Annotated in this window: 9 protein-coding genes and 1 pseudogene; 6 read left to right on the forward strand and 4 right to left on the reverse strand. The window is 73.6% G+C overall.

All coding sequences use genetic code 11. The annotated features are described in order from the left end of the window. Window positions 1-120: 120 nt before the first annotated feature. Entirely contained in the window at window positions 121-684 is a 564-nt protein-coding gene (locus ACRX5S_RS21080; RefSeq protein ID WP_436774558.1) for an SRPBCC family protein, read from the forward strand. 233 nt (window positions 685-917) lie between these two features. Then, a complete protein-coding gene (locus tag ACRX5S_RS21085) occupies window positions 918-1,784 on the forward strand; it encodes a DUF1206 domain-containing protein (RefSeq protein WP_436774559.1) in 867 nt (288 codons plus the stop codon). Between the two features lie 56 nt (window positions 1,785-1,840). On the opposite strand, the gene ACRX5S_RS21090 is transcribed toward ACRX5S_RS21085, so the two are convergent. Beyond that, a complete protein-coding gene (locus ACRX5S_RS21090; protein WP_436774560.1) occupies window positions 1,841-3,700 on the reverse strand; it encodes a bifunctional 3'-5' exonuclease/DNA polymerase in 1,860 nt (619 codons plus the stop codon). 146 nt (window positions 3,701-3,846) lie between these two features. Next, window positions 3,847-4,704, reverse strand: a complete 858-nt coding sequence (locus tag ACRX5S_RS21095; RefSeq protein WP_436774561.1) for a hypothetical protein — start codon at window positions 4,702-4,704, stop codon at window positions 3,847-3,849. Window positions 4,705-5,384: 680 nt separating this feature from the next. Here ACRX5S_RS21095 and ACRX5S_RS21100 point away from each other — a divergent pair. Continuing rightward, a complete protein-coding gene (locus tag ACRX5S_RS21100) occupies window positions 5,385-6,746 on the forward strand; it encodes a metallophosphoesterase (RefSeq protein WP_436774562.1) in 1,362 nt (453 codons plus the stop codon). A gap of 8 nt (window positions 6,747-6,754) precedes the next feature. Then, entirely contained in the window at window positions 6,755-7,174 is a 420-nt protein-coding gene (locus ACRX5S_RS21105) for an MmcQ/YjbR family DNA-binding protein (RefSeq protein WP_436774563.1), read from the forward strand. Between the two features lie 34 nt (window positions 7,175-7,208). Here ACRX5S_RS21105 and ACRX5S_RS21110 read toward each other — a convergent pair whose 3' ends face one another. Continuing rightward, complete coding sequence (locus ACRX5S_RS21110; protein WP_436774564.1) at window positions 7,209-8,816, reverse strand: glycosyltransferase family 39 protein; 1,608 nt, start codon at window positions 8,814-8,816, stop codon at window positions 7,209-7,211. A 605-nt stretch (window positions 8,817-9,421) separates the two neighbouring features. On the opposite strand from ACRX5S_RS21110, the gene ACRX5S_RS21115 reads away from it, so the two are divergent. Together ACRX5S_RS21115 and ACRX5S_RS21120 are read left to right on the forward strand one after the other, a co-directional pair. Continuing rightward, window positions 9,422-10,192 (forward strand): WecB/TagA/CpsF family glycosyltransferase, encoded by a 771-nt coding sequence (locus tag ACRX5S_RS21115; RefSeq protein WP_436774565.1) that lies wholly within the window; start codon window positions 9,422-9,424, stop codon window positions 10,190-10,192. A gap of 176 nt (window positions 10,193-10,368) precedes the next feature. Further along, window positions 10,369-12,666 carry an ATP-binding cassette domain-containing protein gene (locus ACRX5S_RS21120; protein WP_436774566.1) on the forward strand — a complete coding sequence of 766 codons (2,298 nt, stop codon included), beginning with the start codon at window positions 10,369-10,371 and terminating at the stop codon, window positions 12,664-12,666. 7 nt (window positions 12,667-12,673) lie between these two features. Here ACRX5S_RS21120 and ACRX5S_RS21125 read toward each other — a convergent pair. After that, a pseudogene (locus ACRX5S_RS21125) lies at window positions 12,674-12,942 on the reverse strand (hypothetical protein); the annotation flags it as partial.

Genomic DNA, 12,942 nt, shown 5'->3' on the forward strand with positions numbered 1-12,942 from the left:
GTCCGCTCGCACTCGCGTCCCGCGAGTAGGACCATGAACTCCGGGAAGCAGCACCGCAGGCCCGGGCTCCGCCCGCGCCGCCTCCGCCGTGCTTGCCGGTTATCCGAAGAAGGTTGCGCCATGACGATCCACGAACGCGCTGTCGAGGTGGCCGCGTCGCAGGACACGGTCTTCCACGTGCTGTCCGATCCGCACCGCATCCCGGACTTCATCGGCATGGTCACGCGTGCCGACGACCACGGCCCCGATTCGGTGACGCTGACCGCCGTCGACCGCGACGGCGGACGCCACACATCGGTGCTGCGCACCCACGCCGACGGCGACGAGATGCACATCGCCTGGGAGCTCGACTCGCCGCGGCTGCGCGGCGAGATCGTGGTCGCCCCCGGGCCGGACCTCGAAGGCTGGAACCACTGCGTCGTCCGCGCCGCGGTCGACGAGGGCACGTGGCCCGGCCTCCCGGAGAGCGCCGAGGCGCGCTCCGGTTACAACCGCACCCCCGGCCGGTTCGGCGGTACGCCCGGCCACGAGGGCCTGGCCCTGGGCCCGGTCCCGGACGGGCCCGCCGGCTCGCTCACCGTCGTCGACCCCGCGAAGGGCGACGTCGTGGTCCCGGGCGAGGCCCTGGAACGCGTCCTCGCCGAGATCCGCGACCATTTCGCCGAAGCCGCCCACCGCACCTGACCACGTCCCGCGCGTCGAAGCAGCACCCACCGACCGACGGCCCATGTCCGCTGACCGCCCTGATCGTGTCCCGCGCCGCCACACCGGGCGCACACCCGGCCGGCCCCGACGGGCGGCCCGTCACATCTGGCCGCGCCCCGCGTCCTCGACCGGCGCCCCACGCCACGCGTGGGGCGCCGTCTTGCGCATGACCTCCCCGAATCCGGCCAGTGGCTCCAAAGAGAGGAGCCGTGATGTCCGCGAGTGGCAGTGCAGTCCAGGACGCCGGGCGGGAAGCCGCCGGGAGCAGATGGTTCGGGGCGCTCGCGCGCGCCGGACTGGTGGCCCGCGGCGTCAACTACGTCCTGGTCGGGGCGATCGCCGTGCGAATCGGCGTCGACGCGTCCAGCCAGGAGGCGGACCGGCAGGGCGCCCTGCGCGCGGTGGCCGGGCAGCCGGGCGGCAGCGCGATGCTGTGGGCGATCGCGGTCGGGTTCGCCGGGCTCGCCGTCTGGCGGCTGGTCGAGACGCTGTACGGCCAGCCGGTGCCGGACGGCGACAAGCCCGGCAAGCGCCTGACCTCGCTGGCGAGGGGCGTCCTGTACGCCGCGATCTGCGCCGGCGTGGTGACCTTCATCCTGGAGGACGCCCGCCGACGGCAGGATGGCGGCGGGCAGTCGACGGACACGCAGTCGAAGGACCTCACCGCCCGGACCATGGAGCAGACCGGAGGGCGTTGGCTCGTCCTCGCCGTCGGCCTTACGGTGGCCGCCGCGGGCGTGGTGATGGTCGTCAACGCGCTGCGAAGGCGCTTCACGCGCAAACTGAAGCTCGGCGAGATGTCCGCGGAATCGCGTCGGCTGGTCGAGGCCCTGGGCGTCGTCGGCCGCTCGGCGCGCGGCGTGGTGGTCTGCGCGGTCGGCGTCTTCCTCATCGCGGCGGCCGCGAAGTACGACGCGCGGGAGGCCAAGGGGCTCGACGACACGCTGCGCGAGACCGCGAGCGGCCCGCTGGGGCCGTGGCCGCTGTATGCGATCGCGGTCGGGCTGATCGTCTTCGGCGTGTACTGCGCCTTCGAGGCGCGGTACCGGAAGGTGCATCCGAAGAACGCGGCGGGGTGAGTCCGCGTCGGCCGCCGGGTTCGGCCGCCGGGTTCGGTTGCCGGAGTGGGCGACGGCTACTTGGCGTCGGCGTAGGTGCCGACGATGGCAGGGACCATGGGCAGGCGTACGGGGGTGTCGCCGAAGACCAGGGTCCGGGCTTCGTCGGCGGAGCGGGTGATGGCCTGGGCCACCGCCTCCGCGGTCTCGCTCGGCGCGTGGACGATGATCTCGTCGTGTTGGAAGAACACCAGGTGCGGCCGTGCGCCCGACGGGGCCTGGGGGAAACGCGCGAGGTGTTGGCGCAGGGTGGCGAGCAGGACTTCGGCCCAGTCGGCGGCGCTCGCCTGGATCACGAAGTTGCGGGTGAAACGGCCGCGGGCGCGCGTCGACCGGCCCGCGGCGTCCGCCTCCCCGTCACCGCGCTCGGCACCGCGGCCGAATCCTCCGTCGAAGCCCTGGCCGAACGCGCGTTCGGGCCCCGGCTCGCCGCCGGGGTCGGTGCGGTCCAGCCACTCTGGCGACGGGGGAGGGCAGGGGCGGCCGAGCACGGACCGTACGATGCCGCCCTCTTCGCCGGTCCGGGCGGCGGCCTCGACGAAGGCCATGGCCTGGGGGTATTGGCGGCGCAGGGTCGCCAGCAGAGGGCCGATGTCGCCGCTGGTCTGCCCGTACATCGCGCCGAGCAGGCCGAGTTTGGCCTTGTCGCGGTCGCCCCGGAACGCGGCGGCGGCCAGGGCCTCGTAGAGGTCGCCCGACGCGGCAGTGCGGGCCAGGCCGGCGTCGCGTGACATCGCGGCCAGTACGCGGGGTTCGAGCTGGGCCGCGTCCGCGACGACGAGCCGCCATCCCGGGTCGGCGACCACCGCGCCGCGCAGGATGCGGGGGATTTGCAGCGCGCCGCCGCCCTGGCTGGCCCAGCGCCCCGAGACGACGCCGGCCACGACGTACTCCGGTCGGAAGCGGCCGCCGCGCACCCAGGCGTCCTGCCAGGCCCAGCCGTGTGCGGCGTGCAGGCGGGACAACTCCTTGTGGCGGATGAGGATTTCGGCGGCGGGGTGGTCGACGCCGCGCAGGTAGTGGGAGCGCAGCGAGGTCAGACGGATGCCGCGTTCGGCGAACGCCTTGACCACCTGCTGGTGCGAGTCCGGGTTGAACGGCCTTGTGCCCAGCGCCTCGTGCAACCGGACGCTCAGCTCGGCGACGCGCTGCGGCACGGCCCCGGCGATCTGCGGGCGCGGGCCAAGGAGTTCGGTGAGCAGGCGGTTGTGCTCCTCGACGCGCCACGGGAGTCCGTCGTACGACATCTCCGCCGCGACCAGGCCGCCCGCCGACTCCGCGGCGACGAGGAGGCGGAAACGGGCCCGGGCGCCTTCGTCGCCGATCGCGGCGACGCGGCGCACCTGGTCGGCGTGCACCGCGACGACGGCGTCCAACGCGTCGACTCCCGGCGGGAGTTGCAGGCGGTCCGGGGCGAACAGGCTGTCCTGGGCCGCGGCGTGGGCGCCGACCGGGAGGTCGTCCGGCACCGGCAGCCCGCGCAGCCGGGCCCACGCGGCGCCGAGGGAGCGGGGGTCCCCGAAGTGGCCCTCGTACGCGCGCAGCAGCGCCTCGGTGAGCGCGAGGTCGTGGCAGCGGCCGACGCGGACGGGGAGGAGCGGTGCGTACGCGCTGTCCGACGTCGCCCATACCCAGCGCGGTGCGCGCCCCGCCGCCTCGATCGCCGCGACGGCGGCGGCGAGGTCGGGAACGCGGAAGGGTGCGCCGAGGACGGACCCGTCCTCGGCGAGGCCAAGGAGGCGTCCGCCGGACCCGTGCGCGTCGGGGACGAGCGCGGCGCGCGGCGGGGTGGACCAGCCGTCCGGGAGGGTGCCGGGCGGCACGTCCGTGCGTCTCGCGTCATCGGGCGCGGGAGCGCGCACGGGGTGCCTCCTCATCGCCTCGCGGCGGGTCGCGGGCGGTGCCGGGGCCGGGAACGCTCGGCGGTTCGCTCGAATGCTCCCGGTCCCGGGCACCGGAGCCGGGGGATCGACGGACATCCGAGGATAAAACGTCCCGCGCGGTGATCCCGGGAAGGGGGCGGTCAGCCGGTCTTCGGGGCGCCGGGGGCCGCGCCGGCGCCTTCCTCCTCCGCCTCTTGCAGCGCACCCGCGGCCTCCTGCCGCTCCGCCTCCTCGCGGGCGGCGCGGAGGCGTTCGGACATGGCGTCGGTCCGGGCCCGGAGGCCCGCCGCGCGCTCGGCGGCGTCGTCCGCCAGCGGCGGCGCGGGGGTCACCGCCACGCCGTGGGCGCGGGCGGTCGCCGCCAGGCTCTCCGCCACGCCGGGCTGGTGGGCGAGCAGCGCGGTGGCGAACAGGCTCGCGTTCAGCGTCTTCTCACGGCCGAACATGCCCTTGTAGGTGATCTCGTACGGCACCTCGACCGCGTCCAGACGACGATCCGCGGCCTGCTCCAGCGACGCCAGCATCACCGTCGCGGCGGCTTCCACCGCCTTGCCCACCACCCACTTGCGGCCGGGCAACGGCGGCAGCACCTCGCGGATGCGGTCGACCTCGCCGTCGAGGCCGTCGGTGGTCATCACGGCGAAGGCCTCGCGCATGCGCAGCCCGGTCACCTTCTCCCACGGGATGTCCTCGCCGTCGAAGCCCACCTCCTTCGGCCCGAAGCGCACCGCGCCGAGGCCGTCCAGCGGACGCAGCAGACGGGCCGTCGCGGCCGGGATGCGGGGGTGGCGGCAGATGATCACGCCCAGCGAGTGCTCCCACACCGTGGTCGCGGGCGCTTCCGGGACGGTGATCTCGCCGAGCGCGGCGCGGGCCCAGTCCCCGGACGCGATGTTGTCGCGCTGCGCGCCTATGCCGCGGCCCACCGCGCTGCGTCCCGCCGCCGCGGCCGACCCGACGGCGCCGCCGATGCCGCGTACGCGATCCCCGATGCCCATGCGTCCCACTCCCGTTGTCCGTCCCCGTGGCCGGCCACTGCCCGCCGATGCGGATCACCCTAGGCCGTGCCGGAGTCGTCCCGCCGGGCCGCGGGCCGTGGCACGCTCCGGGCCTTGACGGCCCCCCAAATCGCCGCGTCACGACCCTGGCCGCCAGGCCCTGACGGCCCTCCCAAGCCGAACTCAGGCCGAGCCGCGGGCCGCGCCTTGCGAGCACACGCACGACGGCCCGTGGGCTATCCCACGGTCATTTGGGTTTGCGGTGGGCTGTGGGTGCGCTGCTTGGGGGTCGTTGCAGGTAGCCGGGGGTGACACGTCGTCGTGGGGGCGCGGCGGGACGTGACGGTGGCGGAGCCCGCCCTCCTGTCGCGGGGTCCGCTGCGACAGGCGACGGTCGGGCCGGCGTGTGGTGGGCCGGGGGTGACGCGTGGTTGTGGTGGGGGCGACGGTACTTGCGGGGTGGTTGAGGGGCGGTTGCACGGCGCGGTGCGCGTGGGGAACCGATCGTCGGTGTGGGGGCGTTGCGGTGTTGGGGGTGACGGAGGGCTTGGTCGGACGGGCTTTCGGGACCGTTCGCGGCCCTGCGCAAGCCGGGCGCGGCCGCCGCGCGGTGGCGGGCGTCGGGGGCGCCGTGGGGGCAACGTAGGCTTCGGGAAAGTGGCACTAGGCGGGAGCGGCGAGTGACGGTTGTTCTGGTGGTCGTGGCCGTTGTCGCGCTGATCGCGGCCATCATCGGAGTGCACTGGTACGTGTGGCGGCGCATGGTCCGCGACACCACGCGGCCCGGCGGGACCGCGCGACGCGTCGGCACCGTGGTGGTCGTCCTCCTCCCGGTCGTGAGCTTCGCGGCCACGCTGTCGACGCGGGCGGAAGCGCCGTTCGCCGTGCAGCGCGTGCTCGCGTGGCCCGGCTACCTGTGGCTCGCGACGCTGCTGTACCTCGTGCTCGCGCTGCTCGTCGGCGAGGCGGTACGCCCGCTGCTCACCCGCTACCTCTCCCGGCGCGAGACCGCGGCCAAGGCGTCGAAAGCGGCCGAGTCGAGCCACGTCGCGGAACCGGCGGATGCGCACCAGGAGTTGCCCGACCCGGTCGTCGTACGCACCGAGGTCTCCACGTCGCGTGCGGCGGAGCCGCTCGGTGCGGAGGGCGGGGCCGCGGTCGCGCTCGACGTACCGCCGCGGGACGAGGCCGAGGCACCGGCCGAGCCCGAACCGGCCGTGTCCCGGCGCCTGTTCGTGTCCCGCTCGGTCGCCGTCGGGGCCGCGGCGGTCGCGGCGTCCACGGTCGGGTACGGCGCGTACGGCGTCCTGCGCGGGCCGCGCGTCAAGCGCGTCACCGTGCCGCTGGCCAAACTGCCGCGTGCCGCTCACGGGTTCCGCATCGCGGTGGTCAGCGACATCCACCTCGGGCCGATCCTGGGCCGCGGCCACGCACAGCGCGTCGTGGACGCCGTCAACAGCACCAATCCCGACCTCATCACGATCGTGGGCGACCTCGTCGACGGCTCGGTCGCCAATCTGCGGTCCGCCGCCGAGCCGCTGCGCCAACTGCGGGCGCGGCACGGGTCGTTCTTCGTGACCGGCAACCACGAGTACTTCTCGGGCGCCGACGAGTGGGTGGAGCACGTCCGCGAACTCGGCATCCACCCGCTCCAGAACGCCCGGGTCGAGCTCCCGGCCTTCGACCTGGCCGGGGTCAACGACTTCGCGGGCGAGGACGAGGGCGACGGCCCCGACTTCGCCAAGGCCCTCGGCGACCGCGACCGTACGCGAGCCTCCGTGCTGCTCGCGCACCAGCCGGTGGCGATCCACGACGCCGTCGACTTCGGCGTGGACCTGCAACTGTCCGGCCACACCCACGGCGGGCAGCTCTGGCCGGGCAACTGGATCGCCGAGCTCGCCAACCCGACGGTCGCGGGCCTGGAGCGGTACCGCGACACGCAGCTCTACGTCACCCGGGGTGCCGGGGCCTGGGGCCCGCCGGTGCGGGTCGGCGCGCCGTCCGACGTGACGCTCGTGCAACTCGCGTCCCGCCAGGCATGATCGTTCTCATGACACCCGAGGAACTGAAGGCGGCGTGCCTCGCGTTCAACGGCGCGAGCGAGGAGTTCCCGTTCCCGCGCAACGCGAATGTGTCGGTGTTCAAGGTCGGCGGCAAGATCTTCGCCCTCAGCGCGCTCGGCGACACGCCGCTCACGGTCAGTCTGAAGTGCGACCCCGAGCTGGCGGTCCGGCTGCGCGCCGAGTATCCGGCGATCGTCGGCGGCTACCACCTGAACAAACGGCACTGGAACACGGTGACACTCGACGGGAGCGTCCGCGACGACCTGGTCCGCGACATGATCGAGGACTCGTACGACCTGATCGTCGCAAGGCTCCCGAAGATGACGCGGCTGAAGCTCGACTGGCCGGGCGAGCGGGCCCGGGGCTCGGACGACGACACGCCGCTGCCGCCACCGCCCGACCGATAGGCCCCGCCCGCGGCGGGGCGTGGCCCGGGCCGCCTCAGTAGCCGCGCCGCATGTCGGGCCACAGGACCGACCAGGGCGCGGTGGTCCCCTCGCACACCTGCACCCGGGCGTCCTGCTCCTCGTTGTCGACGTCCTTGCCGTTGTCGACGCGCCCGACCAGGCGGCACCCGGTGAAGAAGCGGTCCTGACCCCCCGCGTCGTCGATGCGCACCAGCAGCACCGGCCCGTCCGCGGAGTCCGGCGGCGGGCCCCAGTCGGCGAAGCTCATGTGGCCCGAGTACGGCTCCGGAAGGCCGCGCTCCGGCCCGTACCGCACCAGCGCGCCCGCCTCCCCGTAGTTCCCGGCGAAGACTACCGCGCGGGCCTGCCGGTCGGCGGGGATCTGCCGCCAGGCGGCCGCGACCGTGTCGGCCAGCTCCGGCCAGCCGACCTGCTCGCCCTGCTCCTTGTTCACCGCGTTGGGGACGTCGAGCGAGTCCGCGGGCAGCACCGGCAGCGTGACGACCGCGTTGACCACCGCCGACAGGGCGAGCCCGGCGACGACCAGGCGGGCGCGGCCGCCGCGCCACCCGTCCCGCATCCACCGCACGACCGGCGCACACCCGGCCGCGGTCAGGACCAGCAGCAGCGGCAGCGCGTAGTACGACTTGCCGCCGGTCGCCAGCACCGCGAGGCACACCAGGGGGTACGCGACGGCGACCGCCCGCGCCCAGCGCAGCACCGGGTCGCGGAACAGCGCGACGAGACCGGCGATCCACACGGGGACCAGGAACGGCGACAGCATGACGATCTGCTGAGGTACGAACATCGCGCGGTTCTCGCCGCCGTCCTCCTCGCGGATGCCCTCCGCGACGTCGAGGGTCGGCCAGCCGTGGTCGATCTGCCACAGGATGTTCGGGAGTGTCAGGGCCACAGCGATCAGTGCGCCGGCGAGCAGCCACCAGTTGCGCAGCACCCGGCGGGGACCGACCGCGAGGACGGCCAGGAGCAGTGCGGCGGCGAGCATCGCCACGAGGTGCTTGTTGAACAGGCCGACGCCGAGGGCGACGCCGAGGACGGGCCACCAGCGGCCGTCGCCCGTCCTGAGCAGCCGCAGCGCGAGCCACGTGACGACGAGCCAGCAGAGCAGGTCGAACGTCGACGTCGAGACCATGTGGCCGCTCGCGAGGACGTACCCCGACACCGCCGCGCACAGGGCCGCGAGGACCTGGGCCCTTGGCGCGCCGCCGAGTTCGCGTGCGGTGAGGGCGACGACGAACACCGCGGCGACGGCGGCGAGCAGCGCCACGACGCGCAGTCCCGTGGGGCTGTCGCCGAAGAGTTCGGTGGACCCGCGCGCGAGCAAGGGCGTCAACGGCGGCTGATCGACGTAGCCCCAGGAAAGGTGGTCGCCCGCGGCGATGAAGTACAGCTCGTCGCGGTGGAAGCCGTAGCGGCCGGAGAAGGCGGCCTGCACCGCCGCGAACACCGCGGCGACGGCGGCGACCGGCTTGGTGGCGAAGGGCGGGAGTACGGAGGGTGGTTGCGCGGGCCGGACGGTGGACTCGGCTGCGGGCGTTGCGGGTTCGGCGGTCCCTTGCGGTTCCGCCTCCGACTCTGCTTGCGACTCCGCCCCGGTGCGATTCGTCTGATCGGAACTCACAAGTCCCCCAAGGTGGTTGACCACGAGGCGCCGCCGCACCGCGCCGGGCAGCGGCTCGCCGGGACCTGCCCGTCCCGCCGGAACCGCCCCCCAGGATGCCGCGCGCCGGGGCGTTGGGAAAGCCCTGGTCTTCGATCATGCGTTTGAGTTCCGGGTGAGGGCGCGAACGGCGTCCGCGCCTGTGGGGACGGCGGCCGGGGCTGCGGAGGCGATCACCCGGGGGCGGTGCCCCGTTGTCCGGGCTCGGGTGGGGGATGCGGGCGTGGCGGGGATGCGGGCGGGACGGGGCGGCCTCGGCAAGCGCTGCCCGGGCCCGCTTCGGCAAGCGCTGCCCGGGCTCGCTTCGGTCGTGGAGCCCGCTGTTCCCGCGGTGGGCGCCGAGTGGGGAGGTGCCGGAGCGCGGCGGTCCGCGCGAGGTGCGCCGAACGGGTGGGCCTTTCGTATGTTGGTGCTACAAATGCGCCGCGCGCGGTGCGCGCACAGTACCTTCCGGAGTGATTTGTCAGATTTATCCGGAAGGAGCCCGTCATGCCGTACGCCGACGCAGCGGCCACCGGTGCCGCTGGACCCGCCGCAGGGCGCCCGGCCCCTCAGGGGGTGCGCCGGTGAGCGGCATCGCTCGTGTGGACGTGCTCGGCGTCGGCGTCAGCGTCGTCAACCGGCCCACCGCGGTCCACGAGATCACCCGGTGGATCGACACCGGCGAGCGCCACTACGTCTGCGTTTCCGGCGTGCCGGACGTCATGGAGTCGCGACGCGATCCCGAAGTCCTGCGCGCGCACAACGGATCCGGGCTCACCGTGCCCGAGGGCACGCCGCTCGTCCGGGCCGGGCACCGCGCGGGCGCGCCGGGCATGCGGCAGGTGACCGGGCCGGACCTGATGCTGGACGTGCTGGCCCGCGCCGTGGAGCGCGGCTGGACGTCCTACTTCTACGGCGGCGCGAAAGGCGTCCCCGAGATGCTGGCGAGCCACCTGGGCCTGCGGTTCCCCGGGCTCAAGGTGGCCGGCGCGTACTCGCCCCCGGCCCGCCCGCTGACCCCGCGCGAGGACGCCGCGATCACCGCGCGCGTCAACGGCAGCGGCGCCGACCTGGTGTGGGTAGGGCTGCCCTCACCCGGGCAGGAGCGGTGGATGGCGGAGCACCGGGCGCGGCTGGAGAACCCCGTCCTGCTCGGCGTGGGCGGCGCGTTCGACGTGCACACGGGCCGCGCGTCGCGTGCGCCGGAGTGGATGGCGCGGTACGGGCTGGAGTGGTCGTACCGCCTCGTGCGGGAGCCGGGCGGCCCTTGGCGGCGCCTCCTGCGGGACAACCCGGCCTACCTCGTCGGCACCCTGCGGCGGCGGCCGCGCCTGCTGGACGCCGACGAACGCTGAGGGCGACCGGGCAGCGGCCGGAGCCCGTCACGGACGCACGCGACGCACGCGACGCACGCGAGGTACGCGAGGCACGGGCTCCGAGGCGAGCGCCGCCGTCATCCCGGAGACGCGGGGATGTCGGCGGCGTTGCGTAGGGTTGCGGGAACCCCCGAACCGTCGCTGGGAGATCGCGTATGCCTGCCTCGTCCTCCGACCGCCGACCCGCCGCAGCCGACCAGCACGATGTCATCCAGGTCCGCGGAGCCCGCGAGAACAACCTGCGGAACGTGTCGCTGGACCTGCCCAAGCGGCGGCTCAGCGTCTTCACCGGCGTCTCCGGATCGGGGAAGTCCTCCCTGGTGTTCGGCACCATCGCCGCCGAGTCGCAGCGGCTGATCAACGAGACCTACACGGCGTTCATCCAGTCCTTCATGCCGAACCTGGGCCGCCCCGACGTGGACGGGCTGCACAACCTCAGCGCGGCCATCGTCGTCGACCAGGAGCGCATGGGCGTCAACTCGCGGTCCACGGTGGGCACCGCGACCGACGCGTACACGATGCTGCGCATTGTCTTCAGCCGGCTCGGGGACCCGCACATCGGCACGTCCACCGCGTTCAGCTTCAACAGCCCCGAGGGCATGTGCCAGCGCTGCGAGGGGATCGGCCAGACGTCCGACATCGACATCGACCAGCTCGTGGACCGCACCAAGTCGCTCAACGAGGGTGCCATCACCGTCCCGGGCTTCCAGGTCGACGGGTGGTACGGCCAGACGATGGCGAACTCCGGCTTCTACAGCCCGGACAAGAAGCTCGCCGAGTTCACCGAGCAGGAGTGGCAGGACCTGCTCCACAAGCCGTCCTGCAAGGTCAAGATCGGCTCCAACAACGTCAGTTACGAGGGCCTGGTCGTCAAGGTCCGGCGCATCTACCTCGCCAAGGACCGGGAGGCGATGCAGTCGCACATCCGGGCGTTCGTGGACCGCGCGGTGGTGTTCGCGGACTGCGCCGACTGCGGCGGCACGCGGCTGAGCGCGGCGGCGCTGTCGTCCCGCGTCAACGGCCTCAACATCGCCGAGTGCTCGGCCATGCAGATCAGCGACCTCGCGGAGTTCGTGCGCGGGGTTGACGACCCGTCGGTCGCACCGATGCTGGCCAACCTGCGCGCCCTGCTCGAATCCCTGGTCGAGATCGGGCTCGGATACCTGAGCCTGGACCGCCCCTCCTCGACGCTCTCCGGCGGTGAGGCGCAGCGCGTCAAGATGGTGCGGCACCTCGGGTCGAGCCTGACCGACGTGACGTACGTCTTCGACGAGCCGACCGTCGGGCTGCACCCGCACGACATCCAGCGCATGAACGACCTGCTGCTCCTGCTGCGCGACAAGGGCAACACCGTGCTCGTCGTGGAGCACAAGCCGGAGGTCATCGCGATCGCGGACCATGTGGTCGACCTCGGGCCCGGCGCCGGGACCTCCGGCGGCGAGATCTGCTACACGGGGGATGTGGCGGGCCTGCGCGCGTCCGACACGCTCACCGGACGCCACCTCGGGCACCGGGTGCGGCTGCGCGACAGCGTGCGCACGCCGACCGGGCAGATCGCGATCAAGGGCGCGAACCAGCACAACCTGAAGGACGTCGGCGTCGACATCCCGCTCGGCGTGCTGACCGTCGTCACCGGCGTCGCCGGATCGGGCAAGAGCTCGCTGATCCACGGCAACCTGTCCGGTCGGGACGGCGTCGTGGTGGCGGACCAGTCGGCGATCCGCGGTTCGCGGCGCTCGAACCCGGCGACCTACACCGGGCTGCTCAACCCGATCCGCACCGCCTTCGCCAAGGAGAACGGCGTCAAGGCCGCGCTGTTCAGCGCCAATTCGGAGGGCGCCTGCCAGAACTGCAACGGCATCGGGCTGGTCTACACGGACCTGGCGATGATGGCCGGGGTGGCGTCGGTGTGCGAGGCGTGCGAGGGGAAGCGGTTCACGCCGGAGGTGCTGACGTACACACTGCGCGGGAAGAACATCAGCGAGGTGCTGGACATGCCGATCGAGGAGGCGTACGCGTTCTTCCCGTCCGGGCAGGCGCACGTCATCCTCGGACGGCTGAACGACGTCGGGCTCGGCTACCTACGCCTGGGCCAGCCGCTCAACACGCTGTCCGGCGGCGAGCGGCAGCGCATCAAGCTGGCGATCCACATGGCCGAGAAGTCGTCGACGTACGTCTTGGACGAGCCGACGACCGGTCTGCACATGGCCGACGTCGACAACCTCCTCGCCCTGCTGGACCGGCTGGTCGACGAGGGCAACACCGTCGTGGTCATCGAGCACCACCAGGCCGTGATGGCGCACGCGGACTGGCTGATCGACCTCGGGCCGGGCGGCGGCCACGACGGCGGCGAGGTGGTCTTCACCGGGACGCCCGCCGATCTGGTCGCCCACTCCGACACCCTGACGGCGCGTCACCTGCGGGAGTACGTCAGGTCCGGAGCGGGCAACTGACAAGCCGTCAGGAGGCGCGGGTGTCCGGACAGTTGCGCGGGCGGGTGCGCCGGCCGTTGCGCGGGCTGTCGAGCGAGCGGCTGTGCGGGCGGTTGTGCGGGCGGTTGTGCGGGAGGGCCAGCCACCGGATCGCGCTGTCGGGGTCCGACGCGCCCTCGACGCGGTGCCGCAGGCGGTTGTGGAGGCGTTCACGCAGCGCGGCGACGCCGGGCGCCCGGGAGTCGGGGAGAAGCGGCCCGGGGTAGCGGTCGAGCAGTTGGGCGACCGGTGTCGCCG

Origin of the sequence: Yinghuangia sp. YIM S09857 (assembly GCF_051388915.1) — a bacterium.
In the GTDB taxonomy this organism is placed as follows: Bacteria; Actinomycetota; Actinomycetes; order Streptomycetales; family Streptomycetaceae; genus Yinghuangia.

What these genes read in the sequence shown, in the direction of transcription:
- ACRX5S_RS21085 (WP_436774559.1), top strand. Translation starts at nt 918, where the DNA reads ATGTCCGCGAGTGGCAGTGCAGTCCAGGACGCCGGGCGGGAAGCCGCC.
- ACRX5S_RS21105 (WP_436774563.1), top strand. Translation starts at nt 6,755, where the DNA reads ATGACACCCGAGGAACTGAAGGCGGCGTGCCTCGCGTTCAACGGCGCG.
- ACRX5S_RS21090 (WP_436774560.1), bottom strand. Translation starts at nt 3,700, where the DNA reads ATGAGGAGGCACCCCGTGCGCGCTCCCGCGCCCGATGACGCGAGACGC.
- ACRX5S_RS21080 (WP_436774558.1), top strand. Translation starts at nt 121, where the DNA reads ATGACGATCCACGAACGCGCTGTCGAGGTGGCCGCGTCGCAGGACACG.
- ACRX5S_RS21095 (WP_436774561.1), bottom strand. Translation starts at nt 4,704, where the DNA reads ATGGGCATCGGGGATCGCGTACGCGGCATCGGCGGCGCCGTCGGGTCG.
- ACRX5S_RS21120 (WP_436774566.1), top strand. Translation starts at nt 10,369, where the DNA reads ATGCCTGCCTCGTCCTCCGACCGCCGACCCGCCGCAGCCGACCAGCAC.